The sequence below is a fragment of the Allobrachymonas wangyanguii genome (assembly GCF_045055315.1).
Taxonomy (GTDB): domain Bacteria; phylum Pseudomonadota; class Gammaproteobacteria; order Burkholderiales; family Burkholderiaceae_C; genus Brachymonas; species Brachymonas wangyanguii.
This window is the reverse complement of the sequence record NZ_CP173677.1, coordinates 2,375,914-2,397,099: the sequence shown is the minus strand read 5'-3', so window position 1 is coordinate 2,397,099 and position 21,186 is coordinate 2,375,914. Positions and strand designations below refer to the sequence as shown.

The following is a 21,186-nucleotide window of genomic DNA, read 5'->3' as shown; positions in this document are numbered from 1 at the left end:
AAAACGATAATGAGGAGACAAGACATGACATCGACCCTGCTGCCGACCATCCGCCGCACCATTCGTAACACCCTGGGCGATGCGCTGCAGCGCGCCGTGCGCCGCTTCCCGGCCAAGGAGGCGCTGGTGTTTGGCGAGCGCCGCTGGACTTATCAGGCGCTGAACCAGGCAGTCAACCGCATCGCCCACGAGCTGCTGGCGCAAGGCCTGCAGCCGGGCGATCGCGTCGCCGCCTACGGCAAGAATTCCGATGCCTATGTGCTGCTCTGGCTGGCCTGCAACCGCGCTGGTCTGGTGCATGTGCCAGTCAACTTTGCCCTGACCGAATCCGAGCTGACGTACATCGTGGTGCAGTCCGGTGCGCGTGCGCTGATCGCGGACACCAGCCTGCAGACGCAGGTCGAACAGGTGTGCGCAAGCCTGCCCTGTGAATTCCACGGCAGTTTCTATGGCGGCAGCGGCCTGGATGTGCTGGCACTGGCGCAAGGCAACGGCCCGGTGGAGGCGCCCGACATCGAGATTGACGAAAACGCCGTCTGCCAGATTCTCTACACCTCAGGCACCACGGCGGCGCCCAAGGGCGCGATGATGACGCATCGCTCGCTGCAGGCCGAGTACGCCAGCTGCATTGCCGCGCTGGAGCTGCAGGCCTCGGACCGTTCGCTGGCCTCGCTGCCGCTGTACCACTCGGCGCAAATGCATGTGTTCCTGATGCCGCACCTGCTGGTCGGCGCCACCACCTTCCTGATCCCGGCGCCACTGCCCGAGGCCTGCTTCCAGGCGATCCAGCAGGAAGGCATTACCTCGTTTTTTGCACCGCCCACGGTGTGGATCGCACTGCTGCGCCATGCCGGGCTGGAAACGCACGACCTGTCCAGCCTGCACAAGGGCTATTACGGCGCCTCCATCATGCCGGTCCCCGTGCTGGAAGAGCTGCGCCAGCGCCTGCCGCGCGTGCGCCTGTTCAACTGCTACGGCCAGAGCGAGATTGCGCCGCTGGCGACCGTGCTGTCACCGGAAGAGCATGCGATCCAGCCGGCCTCGGCCGGCCGTCCGGTGCTGAACGTCGAAACGCGGGTCGTCGATGACGAGATGAACGACATGCCGGTGGGCGAGATGGGCGAGATCGTGCACCGCTCGCCGCAGGTCATGGTCGGCTACTGGGACAAGCCGGAACAGACCGCCGAAGTGTTCGAGGGCGGCTGGTTCCATTCGGGAGATATCGGCTATTTCGATGCAGATGGCTTCCTGTTCGTGGTTGATCGCGTCAAGGACATCATCAACACCGGTGGCGTGGTGGTGTCCAGCCGCGAGGTCGAAGAGGCGCTTTACACCCATCCGGCCGTCGCCGAGGTGGCGGTGATCGCGCTGCCGGACCAGCGCTGGATCGAGGCGGTCACTGCCGTGGTCTGCCTGAAGCAGGGCGCCAGCGCGACGCAGGAGGAGCTGGTGGCCTACGCGAAAACGAAGCTGGCACCGTTCAAGGTGCCCAAGGCGGTGCATTTTGTCGATGACCTGCCGCGCAGCACGGCCGGCAAGTTGCTCAAGCGGGAGCTGCGGCGGCAGTTTGCCGCGGCGTCGGCCTGAGTCATCAGCCGGGGTTCAGGCCAGCCAGCCCGTTCGCAGCGATACCCCGGTGGCGACAAAGACGATGCCGATCAGCGTCACCGGCACGATGTGCCAGGCCATGTCGGTCAGTTTGCCGGGCTGGTGTAGCCGGGGAATCACGCGAAAACGTGCATCCAGTGCCAGCAGCACCGTAAGGAGTAGCAGAAACAGCTTGATGCCGATAAGGCGTGTGACCGGATCGCCAAACGCCAGCCATTGGCCGTGATCAGGCTGCAGTTGCATCGCCATCCAGAATCCGGTGATGACCTGGACCAGCAATGCCGGCATGCCGATGCGCTCGTAGGCCGATTCGAACTTCAGCAGTCCGTCCACATCCTGCTCACGCAACACGCGTGGTAGCACGGTGCAGGCCAGGATCAGGTGGCCTCCGGTCCAGACCGTGGCACCCAGTACATGCAGCAATAGCGCCCATCCGTACATGATCCGGCCTTCCTAGCTCGCATCGGCCGGCAGGTTGAACACCTGCCGCAGATAGGTCAGGTAGCCTTCGTCCTCGACCATGGTCTTGCCCGGGGTGTCGGAAATCTTCGCCACCGGCTGGTCATTGCAGCGCACCATCTTGAGCACGATTTGCAGCGGCGCCGGCCCCAGGTCGTTCATCAGGTTAGTGCCCACCCCAAACGCGGTCTGGCAGCGGCCGGCAAAGCGGTCGTGGATTTCGATGCAGCGCGGGATCGTCAGGCCATCGCTGAAGATCAGCAATTTTGTCAGCGGATCACAGCGGTTGGCCGCGTAATGCGCGATCATGCGCTCACCCCAGGTGAACGGATCGCCGCTGTCATGGCGCACGCCATCGAACAGCTTGCAGAAATACATGTCGAAATCGTTCAGGAAGGCTTCCATGCCGTAGACGTCCGACAGCGCAATGCCGAGGTCGCCGCGGTATTCCTGCGCCCACTTCTCGAAGGCGAATTTCTGGCTGTCGCGCAGGCGCGGTCCCAGCGCCTGGCAGGCCTGCAGGTATTCGTGCGCCATGGTGCCCATCGGGCGCAAATCCATTTCCTTGGCGTACAGCACGTTGCTGGTGCCGGTGAGCTGGCTGTGGCTGTCAGTGCCCAGGCGCGCCTTCATGATCTGCAGCACCTCCTGCTGCCAGGCACCGGAGAAGCGCCGGCGTGTGCCGTAATCGGCCACTTTCACACCGGGATGCTGCTGCAGCAGGTCCAGCTTGTCTTCCAGCCGGCGGCGACCTTCGCTCCAGTCCAGCCCGGGCGAGGTGTTGCGCGTATAGACCTCGCTCACGATCGCCAGGATCGGGATCTCGAACAGGATGGTGTGCAGCCAGGGGCCGCGGATGCGGATATCGATCTCGCCATTGTCCAGCGGCGTCAGCGTCACGGCCTTGTCGTTCAGCTTGAACAGCGCCAGGAAGTCGACAAAGTCGCTGCTGATGAAGCGCAGGCTGCGCATGTAGGCGAGTTCGTCTTCGGTAAAGCGCAGCTGGCAGAGCAGGCGGATTTCCTCGCGGATTTCCTCCAGATAGGGCGTGAGCTGCACGCCGGCTGAGCGGCACTTGAACTTGTATTCGACCTGGGCGGCGGGAAACTGGTGCAGCACCGCCTGCATCATGGTGAACTTGTACAGGTCGGTATCGAGCAGGCTCTGGATGATCATGGCGGCGTCGTGGGAAGGTCTGTTGATCGTTCAAGCATACTGCCAAATGCGGGGTACGGCGTGCGGTATTGGGATATCCGTCGCGGCGCAAGTCCATGCAGGGTAGACCAATCCCGCTACGCTGGCTGGCCACCTTGGCCGGTGCGCCAGGCAAGGCGGTTCATGTCGGCAATGGCAGCGAAAACGGCAGCAGCTTCGCGGCATTCATCGCGTCGGCGAGGGCGCGGTGGTGCTGCCCTTCGAGAACCAGTCCAACCAGCTGGAGGGCCGTGCCCATGCCGGTCTGCCGGATGCCGCGCCGTTGTGCAAACGCCGCCTTCAGGTTCAGGTGCTGCCAGCCGGCCAGTGGATGGGGAGTCTGGTGCTGCTGGCAATCGCGCAGGATCTGGCGCGCATCGTACTGGCCCCAACTCGCCCAGATCGGTTCAGGGACTGCATGCAGACTGGCAAAGTCGGCCAGCTCAGCTGCCACCTCCGGCCAACAGGCGGCCGTATCCACATCTTGCTGCGAAATGCGCGTCAGTTCGCGACAGAAGTTGCTCAATAGCGGCTTTTGCACTGGTCGCACAAAGCGCTGGAAGGTGTCCCGTACCGTACCATCCGGCGTGGCCCAGCAGGCGCCGACCTCGATGATTTCCATATCGGCGATGCCGCTCTGGTGTTCTTCGCAGGTGGCTTCGAGATCGATGACCAGGATCATGCAGGGTCCTCAACCAGCCAGCGCCAGCCTGGCACCAAAGCCAATAAACAGGCCACCAACGGTTCCAGTAGCGGACGCTGCCAGCCGGCGTCGCCGCCGGAAAACCCCGGCCAGCCAGCTGCCGCCCAGGATCAGTACCGCCAGGTACAGCATGCTGAAAAACTGCACGATGATCCCCAGGATCAGGAAGGACAGCGCTGGCCAGGCATAGTCCGGCGAGACAAACTGGATGAAGAAGGAGACGTAGAACAGGATTGCCTTGGGATTCAGCAGGCTGATCAGCAGCGCTACGCGGAATGGCCGGTCCTGCCGTGGCGCGCTGGCTGGCGCAGCGGCCTGCTCCGGCTGGCGCCAGCGCGCGATAGCCGCGCGCAGCAGGCCCAGGCCAAGAAACACCAGATAGCCGGCCCCGGCATACTTGAGCAGCACGAACACCGTCGGATAGGCTTTCAGCAGCGAGGCCACGCCAGTCGCGGCCAGCACCATCAGGATCAGGTCGCCCATGAAGATGCCGGCTGCGCCCCAGAATCCGGCCGCCTTGCCCTTGCGCGAGGACACCGTCATCACGTAAAGCGAATTCGGCCCCGGAATCAGCACGATGAAAATCGTGCCGAGGATGAAGGTGGCGAGGTCGGTGACGCCGTAGAACATGGCGAGCGCAGGAGCCGCAGGTGCTGCTCCCTGCGGCAGCTGTGTTGCTTAGCCGCAGCTCCCCATATGCCCGCACTGTGTGCAGTAATCGCAGCCATCCTTGCGGATCATGGCGTGCGCGCCGCATTCGGGACACTTTTTGCCGGCCATCACCGGCAGCAGGTTCTGCTGCTGGCTCATCACGTCAGGCGTGTGGTTGGGCGAGGGCGCATCGATGTCCTGCAGCGGCAGTTCCATCTGGCTGCGCTCGGCGATCAGGTTCTGCAGCGCGTAGGCAATTGCGGCCACTTCGGAATCGTGCCAGCGCGGCACCAGTGTGCCGTCGGCCTTGGCGTAGGTGCCCAGACGCACCGGGCCGCGGTCCCAGCTGACCTTGCGCAGGTCGTCCAGCGCACGGTCCAGGAAGCCGCCACGCGCGGCCAGCGACAGCGAACGCATGGTGGCGGTAATCCATTGCTGCGATTCGCTACTCTGGCCCACCGGCATGAAGAATTCGATGGCGCGCTCGACATTGCGGCCGTCTTCGCCTTCGATCGGCATGAAGGAGACGATCAGGTACAGGCGCTGCTTGCCTTCCTGTGTCCAGTATTCGATCTTCTCGGCCACGGCGTTCAGCGCGCCCTTGGGGCGGCTCTCGATCACCACGCGCATCGGATCGACCGGTTCGGCGGCGGGAGCTGCCGGCTTCGGCTCTTCCTTCTTGGCCGGCGTAGCTTCCAGCACGGCACCCAGGATGCTGTTCGGGCGGTAGGTGGCCAGGCCCTTCAGGCCGGCGCGCCAGGCGTGGTGGTACAGGTCCTTGAAGTCCTCGTAGGGGTAGTCGGCCGGGATGTTGACCGTCTTGGAGATCGAGGTATCGATGAAGGGTTGCACCGCCTGCATCATGCCGACGTGATCGGCGGCAGACATTTCCAGCGCCGAGACGAAGTACTCGGGCAGCTTGGCGTCCTGGCCATGCAGCGCGTGGTACAGGCGGTAGGCGTGGTCTTCCACCACGTACTCGCTGGTGGAGCCGTCTGCTTCGCGCTTGCGGCGTGTGTAGGTCCAGGAGAAGGCCGGTTCGATGCCGTTGGAGGCGTTGTCGGCAAAGGCCAGGCTGACCGTGCCGGTAGGCGCGATTGACAGCAGGTGGCTGTTGCGCAGGCCGTGCTTCTTGATGTCGGCCTTGATGTCGGCCGGCAGGCGGCTGGCAAAGCTGTCGTTGCCCAGGTAGGCCTTGGCGTCAAACTTGGGGAAGGCGCCTTTTTCCTTGGCCAGCTCCACGGACGCGCGGTAGGCGGCATTGCGCATGCGCTCGCCGATCTGGGCGGCCATCTGGCGGCCCTCCTCGCGGTCATAGCGCAGGCACAGCATGCTCAGGGCGTTGCCCAGGCCGGTAAAGCCGACGCCGATACGGCGCTTGGCGGCGCTTTCCTCGCGCTGCTGCTCCAGCGGCCAGAAGGTCACGTCGAGCACGTTGTCGAGCGCGCGCACCTGGATCGCCACCGATTTCTCGAAAGCGTCAAAGTCGAAGCTGGCGGTGCCGCCCACATTGAAGGGATGGCGCACGAAGCGCGTCAGGATCACCGGACCCAGGTCGCAGCAGCCGTAGCTCGGCAGCGGCTGTTCGCCGCAGGGGTTGGTCGCCGCGATCTCTTCGCAGTAGTTCAGGTTGTTGTCGCGGTTGATCTGGTCGATGAACAGGATGCCCGGCTCGGCAAAGTCGTAGGCCGATTGCATGATGGTGTTCCACAGCTCACGCGCCGGCGTCTTGCGGTAGACCCAGTTGCCGTCATCGCGCTGGTAGGCGCCGGCGTCCATCACCTTCTTGCCGGGCTTGGCCTTGTGGACCAGTTCCCAGTCGGTACCGTCGGTCACGGCCTGCATGAAGCCGTCGCTCACGCCGACCGAGACGTTGAAGTTGTTCCAGCGGCCCGGCGTGCGCTTGGCCGTGATAAATTCCAGCACGTCCGGATGGTCGATGCGCAGCACGCCCATCTGGGCGCCACGGCGTGCGCCGGCGCTCTCTACCGTGGAGCAGCTCTGGTCAAAGACGTTGATGTAGCTGCACGGGCCGGAGGCGATGCTGGCCGTGCCCTTGACCTGGGCACCCTTGGGGCGGATGCGGGAGAAGTCGTAACCGACGCCACCGCCACGGCGCATGGTTTCGGCCGCTTCGCGCAGGGCCTCGTAGATACCGGGGAAGCCTTCGTCGTCAAAACCCTGGATGCAGTCGCCCACCGGCTGCACAAAGCAGTTGATCAGCGTGGCCTGGATGTCGGTGCCGGCAGCGCTCATGATGCGGCCTGCGCCGATCGCGCCGGCGCGCAGGTTCTCCAGGAACTTCTGCTCCCACTCGGCACGCAGTTCGGGCTTTTCGGCACCGGCCAGCGCGCGGGCAACGCGGGCGTAGATCTCGTCGGCGGAGGATTCACCGGCCTTGCAGTATTTCTCCTGGATCACGTCCTTGCTGATCGGTTGTTCGGGCAGTTCGAGGGTAGACAGGGGGTGGCGGGCAGGAGTATCCATGGCAGACATCACATCAGTTCAATAGGGGGCGTACAAGGGGAAACGGCATGCTGTGCCGGGGTGCAGGGGCTGTGTTCTTGTAGCCTCTGGTGGGCTTTTTTGCTTGTGCCCTGCAGGGGCAGCATGCCGTGTCGATCAGTCCAGTTTAGCTGGTTTGGGGGGAGTTGGCCGATCGGGGAAATGCCTGATAAATCAGCATTCTGCCGCAAGCCCTTGAGCCGCTTGCGTTTCGCGACCGGGCGTGCGGGAAAGTGTATTGTATCAGGCTGTTACAGCCGGGCGCTCGCCGCTGACGAGCCAGTTGAGCAGGTCTTCGACCGGGCGGATCTGGTTGCCGAAAGGCAACACGCCGGCACCGCGGAAGAACAGGCCCTTGTTGACTTCGCCGCGCTGGGCATCGGCCAGCTGCTTGTCGATACAGAACTGGCCGACCTCGGCATTGCCGTCGCGCAGGCCGCAGTGCACCAGGCAGTCGAAGGCCATGTTGCAGCGCTTTTCGTGCGCCACGGCCTTGAGCTTGGGTTCGATGCGGATGTACTTTTCCAGCCAGGGCGAACGCACGCCGCGCGCCGGCAGGCCGGCCACGCTGGTGAACTCCACCACGTCTTCCGGGCCGGCATTGGCCAGCACCTGCTTGAACTCGGGCGCAGCATCGCTTTCGCGCGATACGGCAAAGGCGGTGCCCATCTGCACCGCGCTGGCACCCAGTGACTGCAGGTGCAGGATGTCCTGCATGGAGTTGATGCCACCCGCCGGAATCAGCGGGATTTCCTTGGCATAACCGGCCTTTTCCAGGAACTCGCGCACCTGCGGCAACACCACGTCAAAGTCGAAGCGGCGATCATCCAGATCGGCGATCTTGGCGGCACCCAGGTGACCGCCGGCCAGGCGCGGGTGCTCGATCACGATGGCATCGGGCAGGCGGCCTTTCTTTTCCCACTTCTTGATGATCAGCTGCACGCCGCGGGCGTCGGACAGGATCGGGATCAATGCGGCCTTGGGGTGGTCCTTGGCCAGGTCGGGCAGGTCCAGCGGCAGGCCGGCGCCCACCACCACGGCATCGATGCCGGCTTCGAGCGCGGTACGCACGTTGGAGGCATAGGCGCTGATCGCCTTCATGACGTTGACGGCGATCAGGCCAAAGCCCATGGAGCCTTCGCGGGCACGGGCGATTTCGCGGCGCAGCGCTTCGCTGTTGGCGTCGTTGATGACGGCGCGCGCGTAATCGACGTCACGCGATTTTTCCAGGTGCTGGGTCTGCTCCATCAGGTCGGGGTGCAGGCGGCGCAGGTCGACCGAGGAGATGGTGCCGATGGCGCTGTGGCGTGCCACGGTACCGGCCAGACCGCCCGCCGAGACGCCCACGCCCATGCCGCCCTGGACCACCGGCAGCAGCGACTTGCCGGCCAGGCTCCAGAGCTTCAGGCCGGAGGCCGTGGCCTTGTCGCGCAGGCGCTCGACCAGGGCGCTGGCGTCGGCCATGGTGGGCAGGGAGGGAGTAGGGGCAGGGACTTGCATGTCGATCCGGGAAAACAGAATGGCGGGAGACTACCAGCTGGGTAATGCGCTGGACTGGTGTTGCGTTAAGCCAGTCCATCGTCGTGACTGGCTGCAGAAAGGGCTACCTTCTAGGATAATACGCCAATGACGAAACATCGCATTGTGGTAGGCCTTAGTGGCGGCGTGGATTCTGCCGTGAGCGCCTGGCTGCTCAAGCAGCAGGGGCACGAGGTCGTGGGCATCTTCATGAAGAACTGGGAAGATGACGACGACACCGAATACTGTTCTTCGAACATCGATTTTGTCGATGCCGCAGCCGTGGCTGACGTGATCGGCATCGAGATCGAGCACGTCAACTTTGCCGCCGACTACAAGGATCGCGTGTTTGCCGAATTCCTGCGCGAGTACCAGGCCGGCCGCACGCCGAATCCGGACGTGCTGTGCAATGCCGAGATCAAGTTCAAGGCGTTCCTGGACCACGCCATGCGCCTGGGTGCCGAGAAGATCGCCACCGGCCACTATGCCCGCGTGCGCCAGAACGAGGCCACCGGCCTGGCCGAGCTGCTCAAGGGCTGCGATGTGACCAAGGACCAGAGCTACTTCCTGCATCGCCTGACGCAGGCGCAGCTGCAGAAGGCGATGTTCCCGGTGGGCGAACTGCCCAAGACCGAGGTGCGCCGCATCGCCGAGGAGGTTGGTCTGCCGAACGCGAAGAAAAAGGACTCGACCGGCATCTGTTTTATCGGCGAGCGCCCGTTCCGCGAATTCCTCAATCGCTACCTGCAAAGCCAGCCCGGCCCGATCAAGGACGAGAAGGGGCGCAAGATTGGCGAGCACATGGGCCTGAGCTTCTACACGCTGGGCCAGCGCCAGGGATTGGGCATTGGCGGCATCAAGGCCAAGGGTGCGCAGCGCGGTGGCGGCGAGCACCAGCCCTGGTTCGTGGCGCGCAAGGACATGGCCAGCAACACCCTGTATGCGGTGCAGGGGCATGACCATCCCTGGCTGCTGAGTCATACGCTGCAGGCGACCGACCTGAGCTGGTGCGCCGGCAAGCCGCCGGTGGCGGCCCAGTCGCCGGCCGGCTTTACCGCCAAGACGCGCTACCGCCAGCAGGATGCGGCCTGCACGCCTGCGCTGCTGGCCAACGGCGCGCTGCAACTCGATTTCCCCGAGGCGCAGTGGGCGGTGACGCCGGGACAGAGTGCCGTGCTGTATGACGGCGATGTCTGCCTGGGCGGCGGCGTGATCACGGCCTGATCCGGGCTGGCGCGGCGGCACGCCGGGCAGCGGGCTGCCAGTGGGTTTTCTCCTGCAATCGGCGTACACTGGGGGTATCAGTCGCATGTATAACGAGACAGAAGGAGCCTCCATGAGCAAGCCCCTCACCGCTGCGCAAATCCAGGAACTCAAGACCCTGCTGGAACAGCGCAAGGCCGAGATCGAAGCACGTCTGCATGATGTGCGCGATGGCCAGACCCGCGCCGAGCACGCGCGCGAGATCATCCAGACGCGCGGCAGCGTGGAGCGCCAGCATAGCTCCGACCGCGAGGTGGACCTGGCGCTGAGCGACATGGGTGAGGTGGAACTGACGCGCGTGGAAGCCGCTCTGGCGCGTATCGAGGCCGGTGTCTACGGCCTGTGTGACGAATGTGGCTGCCATATTCCCTTTGAGCGCCTCAAGCTGGAGCCGCCTACGCAGCACTGTGTGGCCTGCAAGAGCCGCTGGGAACGCCAGGCCGGCGTGGTGCCCGACTCCAATATGTGATGCCCGACTCCGCAGAGCTGGAAACCCTGTGCCAGCAACTGGCGCAGGCGCTGCAACAGCGTGGCTGGATGATGGCCACGGCAGAAAGCTGCACCGGCGGCCTGATCGCCGGTGCCTGTACCGGCTTGTCCGGCTCCAGCGTCTGGTTCGAGCGCGGCTTCGTGACCTACTCCAATCTGGCCAAGCAGCAGATGCTGGGCGTGCCGGAATCGCTGCTGGTGGCGCATGGCGCGGTCAGCGAGCCGGTGGCTGCGGCCATGGCGCAGGGCGCGGTGCAGCAGTCGGCGGCGCAGGTGGCGCTGTCCGTGACTGGCGTGGCGGGTCCAACCGGCGGCAGCGTCGAGAAACCGGTGGGTACGGTCTGGTTTGGCTGGCAGCTGGCCGGGCAGACCTTGACCGAACACCATCTGCTGGCCGGTGACCGGGCGCAGGTGCGTGCGCAGACGGTGCAGATCGCACTGGCGGGCCTGCTGCAGCGCCTGCAGGCCATCGCCTGACCGGCTGCCGCGACACAGCGGCCAGTTCCAGCTCCCATCGTCAGGCAAAAAAAGCCCCCGTACGCTGTGGCGTAACAGGGGCGAGGCTGCTGTGGCAGAGGATCTTTCGGCCAGGCACTTGCAATACCGTGCCGGAAGTGTCCCGGAGCGCAGGCTCCGGGGTGGTGCATCAACGGCCGGGGCCGCGGCGCTGTTGCATGGCGTCAAACTCGGACTGGCTGATCTTGCCGTCCTTGTTGCTATCCAGGAACTGGAACCAGGCGTTCTGGCGCTGCTCACGCTGTTCGGCGTTGGCCTGCATGCGCGCGTTCATGCGCTGTTGCTGCGCCTGGCGTGCTTCGGCCGGGGTAATCTGGCCGTCCTTGTTCAGGTCCAGATCCGCAAAAGTGGCAGGAGTTCCACGCATCTGGCCCTGGCCGGACTTCATGCCGCCACGCTGGCTCATGCGATCGGCGCGGAACTGGTCAAATTCGGCCTGGCTGATACGGCCGTCCTTGTCGGCATCGTACTTGGCGAGCAGATCGGCATGGTTCTTGCCGAAGTTGCGCAGCTGGCCACCGGCATCGGCACGCTGCTTGGCGCGCGCCTGCTTGAAGGCATCCAGCTCGTCCTGCGTCAGGTAGCCGTCCTTGTTGGCGTCCATGGCGGCGAAGCTGGCCTGGCCGCGCATCTGCTTGCTCATGCGCTGGCCCTTCTGGCCCATCATGCCGGAGCGCATGCCCGGGCGTACTTGCATCAGCTCGTCATGGCTGATGCGGCCGTCCTTGTTCAGGTCGGCGGCGGCAAAGTCGGGGAAGCTGCTGGCATCGCGCTGCGCCGAGTTGGCGACCAGCTCGTCACGCATGCGCTTGTATTCGTTGCGGTCCAGCGAACCGTTGGCGTTCAGGTCATAGGCCTGGAACATCGGCTGGTTGCTGCCCGGCATGGGAGAAGGCTGGGCGAATGCCGGCAGGGTGACGGCGCCCGCCAGGGCAACAGAACCCACGGCCAACATGATGCGACTCTTTTTCATGAAACCTCCTGAGGTAGTAGACACAATTTCAAAATCTGTGATGTATGCATTGTGTGCCGCCAATCCGGTTTTGGGTGTTGAGGAATGTCATGAATGTGTACCGACAGGTTTCCACCAGGCCGTTTCCGGACCACTTTGTAACAACCACGAAAAAGGGCCGGTTTGTTACCGGCCCTTGTTCAGCGTGCAAGCTGCGGGAATCAGCCTTGTGCGGCGTCCTTCAGCTCACGGCGCCACTGGTGCAGCAGCGGCTCGGTGTAGCCGTTGGGCTGCTCTTCGCCCTTGAACACCAGATCCAGCGCAGCGCGGTAGGCATAGCTGGTGGCGGCATTGCCGGCCAGCGGCTGGTACAGCGGATCGCCGGCGTTCTGCTGGTCCACCACGGCGGCCATGCGTTCGAAGGTGTCACGCACTTCCTGCTCGGTGACGATGCCGTGGCGCAGCCAGTTGGCCATGTGCTGGCTGCTGATGCGCAGCGTGGCACGGTCTTCCATCAGGCCGATGTCGTGAATGTCCAGCACCTTGGAGCAGCCGACGCCCTGGTCAATCCAGCGCACCACATAGCCCAGGATGCCCTGCGTGTTGTTCTCGATTTCCTGGCGCTTTTCTTCATCGCTCCAGTCCGGATTGCTGGTGACCGGCACTGACAGCAGGCCGGTCAGCAGGTCGTCACGCTGGGCGGCGGCATCGATCTTTTCCAGTTCCTGCTGCACTTCGGCCACATTGACCTGGTGGTAGTGCAGGGCGTGCAGCGTGGCACCGGTGGGGCTGGGCACCCAGGCGGTGTTGGCTCCGGCCTTGGGGTGGTTGACCTTCTGTTCCAGCATCTCGGCCATCAGGTCGGGCATGGCCCACATGCCCTTGCCGATCTGCGCCTTGCCGCGCAGGCCGCAGGCCAGGCCGACCAGCACGTTGTTCTTCTCGTAGGCCTGGATCCAGGCGCTGCCCTTCATGTCACCCTTGCGGATCATTGGGCCAGCCTGCATGGCGGTGTGCATTTCGTCGCCGGTGCGGTCCAGGAAGCCGGTGTTGATGAAGGCGATGCGGCTCTTGGCGGCGTTGATGCAGGCCTGCAGGTTGATGCTGGTGCGACGCTCCTCGTCCATGATGCCCAGCTTCACGGTGCTGTCGGGCAGGCCGAGCAGCTGTTCCACGCGGCCGAACAGCTCGTTGGCGAAGGCGGCTTCGGTCGGACCGTGCATCTTCGGCTTGACGATGTAGATGCTGCCCTTGCGCGAGTTGCGCAGGCCGTTCTTGCCCAGGCCCTTGAGGTCGTGCATGGAAATGGCGGTGGTGATCACGGCGTCCATGATGCCCTCGGGGATTTCCTTGCCCTCGGGGCCCCACAGGATGGCGGGGTTGGTCATCAGGTGACCGACGTTGCGCACGAACAGCATGGAGCGGCCATGCAGGCGCAGCTCGTCCTTGCCGTTGGGCGTGGTGTAGAGGCGGTCCGGGTTCAGGCCGCGCGTCATCTTCTGGCCGCCCTTCTCGAAGGTCTCGGTCAGCGTGCCGCGCAGGATGCCCAGCCAGTTGCTGTAGCCGAGCAGCTTGTCTTCGGCGTCCACAGCGGCCACGGAGTCTTCCAGGTCCATGATGGTGGAGACGGCAGACTCGATCACCACATCGCTGATGCCGGCCAGGTCGGATTGGCCGATGGTGGTGCTGCGGTCGATGCGGATGTCGATATAGAGGCCGTTGTTCTGCAGCAGGATGCTGGACGGGCCGCGCGCATCGCCCTGGTAGCCGGCAAACTGGGCCGGATCCTGCAGGCTGGCGATCTGGCCGCCCTTGACGGCAACACGCAGCTGGCCATCTTCGACGAAGTAGGCGGAGGCGTCCGCGTGGGAGTTGCCGGCCAGCGGTGCTGCCTGGTCCAGGAAATTGCGGGCGAAGGCGATGACCTTCTCGCCGCGCTTGGCGTTGTAGCCCTTGCCGCGCTCGGCGCCATCGGTCTCGGCGATGGCGTTGGTGCCGTACAGGGCGTCGTACAGGCTGCCCCAGCGGGCGTTGGCGGCGTTCAGCGCGTAGCGGCCATTCATGATCGGCACCACCAGCTGCGGACCCGCCTGAATGGCCAGTTCGTCATCGACGTTGGTGGTGGTGATCTTCACGCCTTCGGGCTGCGGCACCAGGTAGCCGATCTGCTCCAGGAACTGGCGGTAGGCGGCCATGTCGCGGATCGGGCCGGGGTTGGCCTGGTGCCAGGTGTCCAGTTCGGCCTGGAAGCGGTCACGCTCGGCCAGCAGGGCGGCGTTCTTGGGGGCCAGGTCGGCCACCAGCTGGTCAAAACCCTGCCAGAAGCTGTCCTGGCTGATGCCGAGGTCAGGCAGCACCTGCTGGTTGATGAAATCGTACAGCGGGGTGGCCACTTGCAGCTGATGGGCCTGGGTGCGTTGCGTGGTCATGGAACTTCCTTTCTAGCAATACGGACAAATGCACAAAAACGGAGGGCGCTGCCATGCAGCAGTCTATGGGTGTTACTGTATTACAACTTGTGCGTGGGATTCACCCCCAAAAAATCCACAGATTCGTGACTTTTACGAATGTAATATGACCGTAACCTAGGGTAATCCCTTATTCTGGCGGTGTCGCACCAAGGCGTCCGGAGTGAATGGGCCGGGCCAGCCAGGGGGGCGACAGGCCGCCTGTCACCGCAAGAGGGATGGCTGTCCGACATCAGGGATATTCGGCAGCTGACAGATCGACCTGCAGAGAGTCCCGGAAAATCCTTCCATTCCCTCCAGCAGAAACGGAACACACCATGTCCCCAGCCACCCAGCGCAAGGTCAACCAACTGGCACGCCAGACCGCGCAACTCTCTTTTGCCGCACCGCAGGTGATCGCTCACCGTGTCGGTCGCATGGCCACCTTCGGCATCGCGCCGCGTTCTGACGATGTGCAGGAATTCAACCGCATGTACATGGAGAAGGTTGCTGCCTTCTCCGAATCCTGGCAGGCCATGGGCCTGCAGGCGATGCAGTCGCAGTTCAAGCTGATGAGCACCTGGATGGGTGCCTTCTCGCGCCCGGGCATGTGGATGCAGCCCTGGACCGGCAACGCGAAGGTGTCGGAGCAGTGGCAAAAGTCCATGCTCGACATCATGAACACCGGCATGAAGCCGGTGCGTGGCCGTGCCGTGGCCAATGCGCGCCGCCTGAACGGCCGCAGCAGCCGCTCCTGATGAGCGGCCAGCGGGTTGGCGCTCAGGCGTTCAGCCCGCGAATGCCGGTCTTGCCCGGAGCTGGCTGCAGTTCCTGACGCAGGCCGGCAGTCACTTGCACGCGGCCATCGGCATGCATCAGCAAGGCCTTGCTGATGCCCCACTGCTGCAGCCGCTGCATGGCCTGGTCGGAGCCCGCCACCATGGCCGCCGTACCCAGGCCGTTGACCTGGGAGACAGTCGGCATGACCAGCGTCAGGCCGTTCACGCCCTGGGTCGATTGACCGGTGCGTGGATCCATGATGTGGTGGTAGCGGCGACCACCGGCATCCTGGTAACGCTCGTAATCGCCGGATGAGGCCACCACGCCGGCGCGCAGCGGCACCACGGCCATGAGTTGATCCGGCTGGTGCGCATCGCGGATACCGATACGCCAGGGCTGGCCATCGGGGCGTGCGCTGGCCAGCACGTCACCCCCCCCATTGACCATCACGCCGCGCAGACCGGCGCGCTCCAGCGAGGACAGGCCGGCCTGCAGGATCGGCAGCTTGGCCACGCCCCCCAGATCCAGCTGTGCCGCCGGATGGCGCAGGCGTGCCTGCAACCTGGATGGGGAAAGCTCCAGCGCCGAGGCGCGGGTGTGTTGCAGCAGGCTGCGCGCCACCGGTGCCGGCAAGGGCTGGCCGCCAGGGTCGGCCTGCTGGGTCAGGCGGCCCAGCAGCGGATTGAACAGGCCCTGGGTGCGCTGCGACAGCGCCTGGCCTTGCTGCAATACTGCCATCAGTTCAGGAGCCACGCGGATCATGCCGCGTTGGCCGCTGGCGCGGTTGATCTGGCTGACCTGGCTGTCCGCATCGAAACGGCTCATCAGCTTTTCCAGACGCTGCATCTCGGCAAAAGCCTGATCCACCAGCCGGGCGGTGCCGGGTTGGCTGCCATCGGCGACCGTGATGCTGATGCGTGTGCCGAGGAGCTGGCGCCGGGCCTGGTAGGGCTTGAGCGTGTTGCTCCAGACGGGCAGGGGTGCCAGGGCCAGCAGGCTGCCTGCTGCCAGCAGCTGACGACGGGGAAGGCTCGGAAGGTGATGTGGCATGGAATCCTCTTTCTGGCAAGCGCCGTCTGCGCACGCTATCGGCGGGTTGCCGCAAGCGGTCTGCAGTCCGGTTGCCGATTAATCCTTTTACTTTAGTGCAAAAAGCGGGGTTCCTGCGCAATATCCATGCTTGCATGTAAGGCATGGATATTGGCAAATGCCAGCAAAGTGCGATGGATTGAAAGGTTATTCAATGAAAAGGTTATTGAATCAAAAGGATATTTTGCCGAATGGTTATGAAACAAGGATTTACAAATAGAGGGGTTGGTGATAGGCTGGCGCTGTTATCCGATAGATTACCCGGATATCTTTGATTTAGATCAAATCGTGTAATGTTACAAAAGGGGTGATATTATGAGCGAAACCACCAAGAAGACAGTCGAGGAGCCGGGCGTGATTGGACGTCGCCGATTCCTCAATTCTGCTGCAGCACTCGGCGTGGCCGGTGTGGCCAGCGTTGGCGTCGTCGCCTGCAAGGACGAAGGTGCCAGTGGTGCAGGTGCCGCCAGCGGTGCTTCCGGCGCCGGTGCAGGCAAGGGTGCGGCGCACAAGGTGGGCGGTGCCGGCTCGGTAGAAGTCAAGCCGGGCGAACTGGATACCCATTACGGTCTGTGGAGCAGCGGCCATACCGGTGATGCCCGTATCCTGGGTATTCCTTCCGGCCGCGAACTGCTGCGTATTCCCTGCTTCGTGCCGGACGCGCTGATTGGCTGGGGCCAGACCAACGAGTCCAAGGAAATCATGGGCACCCGTCCCGATGGTTCGCTGCAATATACGGTGGCCGATACCCACCACATCCACGCCTCCTACAAGGACGGCATTTACGACGGCAAGTACGCGTGGATCAACGACAAGATCAACGCCCGTCTGGCGCGTTTCCGTCTGGATTACATGGTCTGCGACAAGATCACCAAGATCCCGAATATCCAGGGCTTCCACGGTATTTTCCCGGACAAGCGTGACCCGGTTGATCCGGCCATCAACTACACCACGCGCGTGTTCTGCGGCCAGGAGTTCCATGTACCCATGCCCAACAAGGGCGCGGACATGACCGACAGCACCAAGCACCACTGCCTGTTTACCTGCGTCGACGCAGAAACCATGGAGGTGCGCTGGCAAGCCCGCATTGATGGCAACTGCGACCTGATTGCCACCTCGTTTGACGGCAAGCTGGCCGCCAGCAACCAGTACAACACCGAAAACGGCGTGCTCTATCCCGAAATGATGTCGGCCGAGCGCGATGCCTGCCTGTTCTTCAACATTGCCCGCATCGAGCAGGCCGTGAAGGATGGCAAGTTCACCACCATTGGCGATTCCAAGGTGCCGGTGGTCGACTGTACGGTCGAAGCCAACAAGGATCCCGCGACCGCCCTGTCGGTGCGCGTGTCGGTGCCGAAGAACCCGCACGGCGTGAACGCCACGCCGGACGGCAAGTACTTCATCTGCTCTGGCAAGCTGTCTCCCACGGCTACCATCATCGAGCTGCAAAAAGTGCTGGACTGGTTCGACGGCAAGTTGGACGATCCGGACAAGTCCATCATCGGCGAGCCGGAAATCGGCCTGGGCCCGCTGCACACCACCTTTGACGGTCGTGGCAACGCCTACACCACGCTGTTCCTGGACAGCCAGGTGGTGAAGTGGAACATCGACCAGGCGATCAAGAAGTATGCCGGCGACAAGGCCATCAACCCGGTCGTCCACAAGCTGGACGTGATGTACCAGCCGGGCCACATCAACGCCACCAACGCCGAAACGATTGCCGCCGATGGCATCTGGATGGCCGTGGGCAACAAGTTCTCCAAGGACCGTTTCCTGCCGGTGGGCCCGATGCACCCGGAAAACGACCAGCTTGTCGACATTTCTGGCGACGAGATGATCCTGGCGCACGACAACGCCGTTCGCCCCGAGCCGCACGACTTCGTGATCTTCAAGCGCGAATGGCTGCAGACCAAGCAGGTCTACGCGCTGGATGACCATCCGCTTGCGCTGAAGGATCCGAAGGACGCCGGCGTGACGCGCGAAGGCAAGAAGGTCACGGTGCGCATGGCTTCGATTGCGCCGACCTACATGCCGATCGAGTTCACGGTCAAGGTGGGTGACGAAGTGACGCTGATCCTGACCAACCTGGACAAGGTCGAGGACCTGACGCACGGCTTCGCCATTCCGGAGTACAACGTGCAGTTCCTGGTCAACCCGCTGGAGACGAAGTCGGTCACCTTCAAGATCGACAAGCCGGGCGTGTTCTGGTACTACTGCACGAACTTCTGTCATGCGCTGCACCTCGAGATGCGTGGCCGCATGATCGTCGAAGCCTGAGAGCGGGAGTAGATGACGGGGCCGGGCTTGGCAGCAGGTTCGGCCCTGTTTGCATGGATAAGCAGGAGCAGCAGCATGAGTTGGATGAAGTTTGTCCGGAAACTGGGGCTGGCATTGGGTGTGACCCTGGGCATGGCCGTGGCGCAAGCCGCCCCCCTGGGGGCCGGTGCCGGCGGGTCACAGGCGTACGAGGCGGAATTGCCGGCCAATCTGGCAACGGCCGCCGACATGTGTGCGCTGCTGCCATGCAAGGACGTATTCCCTGGCGCCGTGTCCTTCTCGGAAAAGAAGGGCCAGCCGCCGTATGTAGAAGCGCTTGACGCCAACCAGAAGCCCATGGGCTACGTCATGCTGTCGACCGACATCACCGATATCCCGGCGTACTCCGGCAAGCCGGTGGTGACGCTGATCGGCATGGATCTGACCGGCAAGTTTGTCGGCGTCAAGATCCTCAAGCACTCCGAGCCGATCCTGCTGCTCGGCATTCCCGAGTCCGAACTGCTGAAATTCAACGACCAGTACATCGGCCGCATGGTGACCGACAAGCTGGAAGTCGGCAAGTCCCGTCCTGACGACGACGTGATCGGGCTGGACGCGATTTCGGGCGCCACCGTGACGGTGATTGCCCAGAACCAGGTGATGATGACGTCCGGGGCTGCCGTGGCGCGCCAGGTCGGCATCATTGCGCCCAAGGTGCGCCAGCCGGTGGTCTATGCACAGCCGGCGGCCGGCCAGGCGGCACTCGACTGGGATACGCTGGTCAAGCAGGGCGCCGTGAAGAAGGTGGTCGTGCGTACCGACCAGGTCGGCCTGGAAAAATCCAGGGATCCGTATATTGAACTGTGGTTTGGTGCGCTCAACTCCCCGGTGTTGGGTCCGGCGATTCTGGGCGAGACCAGCTGGCGCAACCTGATGGGCCAGCTCAAGGAAGGGGAAAACGCGATTTTCGTGATCCGCACGGCCGGCCGTGAATCGTTCAAGGGCTCCGGCTTTGTGCGCGGTGGCATCTATGACCGTATCCTGGTGCACCAGGACGGTGACAGCTTCTCTTTCCGCGACAGCGATGCGCTGAACCTGTATGGCATCCAGGCCGCCAATGCGCCGCGCTTTACCGAATCCGGCATTTTCCTGATCCGCTCGAATGCCTTCTCGGCCGCCTATCCGTGGACCTTCAGCTTCCTGGGCAACCACGTGGACCAGGCCAAGGGCACCAAGGATTTCATCAGCTTTGCCACCGATTACTGGTTGCCCGCAGCCTATCTGGAAGGCGGCCACCCGAAGATCGTCAAGCCGGAAGCGACCTGGGTCAAGATCTGGAAGTCGCGCGCACTCGAAATCAGCCTGTTTGCGCTATTGCTGGTGGCCGTGACGGTGGTCTACGCCGTGCGTGACCGCCTGACGCGCCTGTCCAGCCACAAGAACAAGTGGCCGGTCAACATCTTCAAGTACAGTTTCTGGGGCATTTTCGTGGTCTGGGTCGGCTTCATCATGATGGCCCAGCCCTCGATCACGCAGGTGCTGACCTGGCTGCACGCGCTGCTGTTCCGCTGGGAGTGGACGCTGTTCCTGAGCGACCCGTTCATCTTCCTGTTCTGGGTCTTCATCTTCATCACGATCTTCGTGTTTGGCCGCGGCCTGTTCTGCGGCTGGACCTGCCCGTTCGGTTCGATCCAGGAGATCATCCACAAGGTGGCCGGTGCCGTCGGCCTGAAGCGCTACCAGTTCCAGCTGCCGCAGGTCTGGCATGACCGCCTCAAGTGGATCAAGTACGCGGTATTCTTCGGCCTGGTGCTGGTGTCGCTGTTCTCCATGGGCCTGGCCGAGATCCTGGCCGAAGTGGAGCCGTTCAAGACCACCTTCCTGGTCGGCCTGACCAACCGCAGCTGGCCGTATGTGACCTTTGTCGCCGTGATCTTCGGTATCTCGATCTTCATCGAGCGTCCTTATTGCAAGTACGTCTGTCCGCTGGGGGCCTCGCTGGCCATGCCGAGTACCTTCCGCTGGTTTGGCCTGAAGCGCAAGGCCGACTGCAACAGCTGCAAGGCCTGTGCCAAGGGCTGTGGTGCCCAGGCGATTGACGCCGATGGCCGCATCGACCACCGCGAATGCCTGCACTGCCTGGATTGCATGATCCTGTATACGGACGACCACACCTGCCCGCCGCTGTCCAAGGAGCGCAAGCAGCGTGAGCGTGACGGCAAGCCGCTGACGGCGATTGGCCGCGATGGCTACTTCATCCCGATCGTGCCGATCGAGCAGGATCGCCAATACCAGCATGCGGCTGCGCTGCTGGCCAGGAAGCCCGACCCGCGTCTGCCGACCGACGTGGCGGTGCCGCCGGTGGCCGCCGCTACCGGCCTGCAGCGAGTCTGGGCCGAGATCTGGGATCACCTGTGGCCGTTCAGCCGTGAAGGCTGGAGTACGGGTCGCCTGCTGCAGTCGGCCGGCATTGCGCTGGCACTGGCCGCCACCCTGGTGTGGATATTGGCAGCCCAGGGCAGTGCATCACCTATCATGGTGATCGGCTGGTGGCTGGGCTGGAGCGTGTTTGAAGTGCTGATCCGCCTGCAGGGCAAGCGCTATGTCAAGGATGGCGTCTGGTGGGGCAAGGTCTACCGCCGTGCCAACGTGATGGACATGCTCAGCTATGTCGGATTCAAGAACCTGCTGATCGGAGCCGCGCTGTTCTGGCTGCTGTCCCGCGCCGGCTGGATGGTGATTGCGTAAAGGGTTGG

Annotated in this window: 16 protein-coding genes; 7 read left to right on the top strand and 9 right to left on the bottom strand. The window is 63.6% G+C overall.

All coding sequences use genetic code 11. The annotated features are described in order from the left end of the window. Nucleotides 1-24: 24 nt before the first annotated feature. The gene (locus ACI3EV_RS11525) at nucleotides 25-1,587 is read left to right on the top strand and encodes an acyl-CoA synthetase (RefSeq protein WP_337691797.1); all 1,563 of its coding nucleotides are present in this window, start codon (nucleotides 25-27) and stop codon (nucleotides 1,585-1,587) included. A gap of 15 nt (nucleotides 1,588-1,602) precedes the next feature. Here the strand turns inward: ACI3EV_RS11525 and ACI3EV_RS11520 are convergent, their stop codons facing one another. From ACI3EV_RS11520 to ACI3EV_RS11495, 6 genes are all read right to left on the bottom strand, one after another. Then, complete coding sequence (locus tag ACI3EV_RS11520; protein WP_337691798.1) at nucleotides 1,603-2,049, bottom strand: CopD family protein; 447 nt, start codon at nucleotides 2,047-2,049, stop codon at nucleotides 1,603-1,605. A 12-nt stretch (nucleotides 2,050-2,061) separates the two neighbouring features. Beyond that, the gene (gene pncB / locus ACI3EV_RS11515; protein WP_329769717.1) at nucleotides 2,062-3,243 is read right to left on the bottom strand and encodes a nicotinate phosphoribosyltransferase; all 1,182 of its coding nucleotides are present in this window, start codon (nucleotides 3,241-3,243) and stop codon (nucleotides 2,062-2,064) included. A 160-nt stretch (nucleotides 3,244-3,403) separates the two neighbouring features. Beyond that, a complete protein-coding gene (locus ACI3EV_RS11510; RefSeq protein ID WP_337691799.1) occupies nucleotides 3,404-3,943 on the bottom strand; it encodes a 3'-5' exonuclease in 540 nt (179 codons plus the stop codon). Between the two features lie 9 nt (nucleotides 3,944-3,952). After that, nucleotides 3,953-4,594 carry a leucine efflux protein LeuE gene (leuE, locus tag ACI3EV_RS11505; RefSeq protein WP_337691800.1) on the bottom strand — a complete coding sequence of 214 codons (642 nt, stop codon included), beginning with the start codon at nucleotides 4,592-4,594 and terminating at the stop codon, nucleotides 3,953-3,955. 48 nt (nucleotides 4,595-4,642) lie between these two features. Further along, on the bottom strand, nucleotides 4,643-7,102 hold the full coding sequence (locus tag ACI3EV_RS11500; protein WP_329769714.1) for an adenosylcobalamin-dependent ribonucleoside-diphosphate reductase: 2,460 nt from the start codon (nucleotides 7,100-7,102) through the stop codon (nucleotides 4,643-4,645). 261 nt (nucleotides 7,103-7,363) lie between these two features. Further along, the gene (locus ACI3EV_RS11495) at nucleotides 7,364-8,584 is read right to left on the bottom strand and encodes a nitronate monooxygenase family protein (RefSeq protein WP_337691864.1); all 1,221 of its coding nucleotides are present in this window, start codon (nucleotides 8,582-8,584) and stop codon (nucleotides 7,364-7,366) included. A 162-nt stretch (nucleotides 8,585-8,746) separates the two neighbouring features. Here ACI3EV_RS11495 and mnmA point away from each other — a divergent pair, with 162 nt between their 5' ends. From mnmA to ACI3EV_RS11480, 3 genes are all read left to right on the top strand, one after another. Beyond that, nucleotides 8,747-9,862, top strand: coding sequence for a tRNA 2-thiouridine(34) synthase MnmA (gene mnmA, locus ACI3EV_RS11490; protein WP_337691801.1), 1,116 nt, complete (start codon nucleotides 8,747-8,749; stop codon nucleotides 9,860-9,862). Nucleotides 9,863-9,974: 112 nt separating this feature from the next. Beyond that, nucleotides 9,975-10,370, top strand: coding sequence for a TraR/DksA C4-type zinc finger protein (locus tag ACI3EV_RS11485; protein ID WP_329769712.1), 396 nt, complete (start codon nucleotides 9,975-9,977; stop codon nucleotides 10,368-10,370). Further along, nucleotides 10,370-10,867: a CinA family protein gene (locus ACI3EV_RS11480; protein WP_337691802.1), complete on the top strand. Its 498-nt coding sequence runs from the start codon at nucleotides 10,370-10,372 to the stop codon at nucleotides 10,865-10,867. The genes ACI3EV_RS11485 and ACI3EV_RS11480 overlap by 1 nt, the downstream gene beginning before the upstream one ends. Nucleotides 10,868-11,036: 169 nt before the next feature. Here ACI3EV_RS11480 and ACI3EV_RS11475 read toward each other — a convergent pair whose 3' ends face one another. Both ACI3EV_RS11475 and ACI3EV_RS11470 read right to left on the bottom strand, forming a co-directional pair. After that, complete coding sequence (locus ACI3EV_RS11475; RefSeq protein ID WP_337691803.1) at nucleotides 11,037-11,879, bottom strand: EF-hand domain-containing protein; 843 nt, start codon at nucleotides 11,877-11,879, stop codon at nucleotides 11,037-11,039. Between the two features lie 200 nt (nucleotides 11,880-12,079). Further along, nucleotides 12,080-14,287 carry a malate synthase G gene (locus ACI3EV_RS11470; protein WP_337691804.1) on the bottom strand — a complete coding sequence of 736 codons (2,208 nt, stop codon included), beginning with the start codon at nucleotides 14,285-14,287 and terminating at the stop codon, nucleotides 12,080-12,082. 356 nt (nucleotides 14,288-14,643) lie between these two features. Here ACI3EV_RS11470 and ACI3EV_RS11465 point away from each other — a divergent pair, with 356 nt between their 5' ends. Then, nucleotides 14,644-15,063 (top strand): polyhydroxyalkanoate granule-associated phasin, encoded by a 420-nt coding sequence (locus tag ACI3EV_RS11465; protein ID WP_337691805.1) that lies wholly within the window; start codon nucleotides 14,644-14,646, stop codon nucleotides 15,061-15,063. A gap of 22 nt (nucleotides 15,064-15,085) precedes the next feature. On the opposite strand, the gene ACI3EV_RS11460 is transcribed toward ACI3EV_RS11465, so the two are convergent. Beyond that, nucleotides 15,086-16,135 (bottom strand): FAD:protein FMN transferase, encoded by a 1,050-nt coding sequence (locus ACI3EV_RS11460; protein ID WP_329769707.1) that lies wholly within the window; start codon nucleotides 16,133-16,135, stop codon nucleotides 15,086-15,088. A gap of 354 nt (nucleotides 16,136-16,489) precedes the next feature. On the opposite strand from ACI3EV_RS11460, the gene nosZ reads away from it, so the two are divergent. Together nosZ and ACI3EV_RS11450 are read left to right on the top strand one after the other, a co-directional pair. Then, nucleotides 16,490-18,451, top strand: coding sequence for a TAT-dependent nitrous-oxide reductase (gene nosZ / locus ACI3EV_RS11455; protein WP_329769706.1), 1,962 nt, complete (start codon nucleotides 16,490-16,492; stop codon nucleotides 18,449-18,451). A gap of 75 nt (nucleotides 18,452-18,526) precedes the next feature. After that, the gene (locus ACI3EV_RS11450; protein ID WP_405197997.1) at nucleotides 18,527-21,178 is read left to right on the top strand and encodes a 4Fe-4S binding protein; all 2,652 of its coding nucleotides are present in this window, start codon (nucleotides 18,527-18,529) and stop codon (nucleotides 21,176-21,178) included. The last annotated feature ends 8 nt before the right edge of the window (nucleotides 21,179-21,186 follow it).

Excerpts from the sequence above, each read along its gene's own strand:
- ACI3EV_RS11525 (WP_337691797.1), top strand. The coding sequence starts at position 25 with ATGACATCGACCCTGCTGCCGACCATCCGCCGCACCATTCGTAACACC.
- ACI3EV_RS11520 (WP_337691798.1), bottom strand. The coding sequence starts at position 2,049 with ATGTACGGATGGGCGCTATTGCTGCATGTACTGGGTGCCACGGTCTGG.
- pncB (WP_329769717.1), bottom strand. The coding sequence starts at position 3,243 with ATGATCATCCAGAGCCTGCTCGATACCGACCTGTACAAGTTCACCATG.
- ACI3EV_RS11510 (WP_337691799.1), bottom strand. The coding sequence starts at position 3,943 with ATGATCCTGGTCATCGATCTCGAAGCCACCTGCGAAGAACACCAGAGC.
- leuE (WP_337691800.1), bottom strand. The coding sequence starts at position 4,594 with ATGTTCTACGGCGTCACCGACCTCGCCACCTTCATCCTCGGCACGATT.
- ACI3EV_RS11500 (WP_329769714.1), bottom strand. The coding sequence starts at position 7,102 with ATGGATACTCCTGCCCGCCACCCCCTGTCTACCCTCGAACTGCCCGAA.
- ACI3EV_RS11495 (WP_337691864.1), bottom strand. The coding sequence starts at position 8,584 with ATGGCCGACGCCAGCGCCCTGGTCGAGCGCCTGCGCGACAAGGCCACG.
- mnmA (WP_337691801.1), top strand. The coding sequence starts at position 8,747 with ATGACGAAACATCGCATTGTGGTAGGCCTTAGTGGCGGCGTGGATTCT.
- ACI3EV_RS11485 (WP_329769712.1), top strand. The coding sequence starts at position 9,975 with ATGAGCAAGCCCCTCACCGCTGCGCAAATCCAGGAACTCAAGACCCTG.
- ACI3EV_RS11480 (WP_337691802.1), top strand. The coding sequence starts at position 10,370 with ATGCCCGACTCCGCAGAGCTGGAAACCCTGTGCCAGCAACTGGCGCAG.
- ACI3EV_RS11475 (WP_337691803.1), bottom strand. The coding sequence starts at position 11,879 with ATGAAAAAGAGTCGCATCATGTTGGCCGTGGGTTCTGTTGCCCTGGCG.
- ACI3EV_RS11470 (WP_337691804.1), bottom strand. The coding sequence starts at position 14,287 with ATGACCACGCAACGCACCCAGGCCCATCAGCTGCAAGTGGCCACCCCG.
- ACI3EV_RS11465 (WP_337691805.1), top strand. The coding sequence starts at position 14,644 with ATGTCCCCAGCCACCCAGCGCAAGGTCAACCAACTGGCACGCCAGACC.
- ACI3EV_RS11460 (WP_329769707.1), bottom strand. The coding sequence starts at position 16,135 with ATGCCACATCACCTTCCGAGCCTTCCCCGTCGTCAGCTGCTGGCAGCA.
- nosZ (WP_329769706.1), top strand. The coding sequence starts at position 16,490 with ATGAGCGAAACCACCAAGAAGACAGTCGAGGAGCCGGGCGTGATTGGA.
- ACI3EV_RS11450 (WP_405197997.1), top strand. The coding sequence starts at position 18,527 with ATGAGTTGGATGAAGTTTGTCCGGAAACTGGGGCTGGCATTGGGTGTG.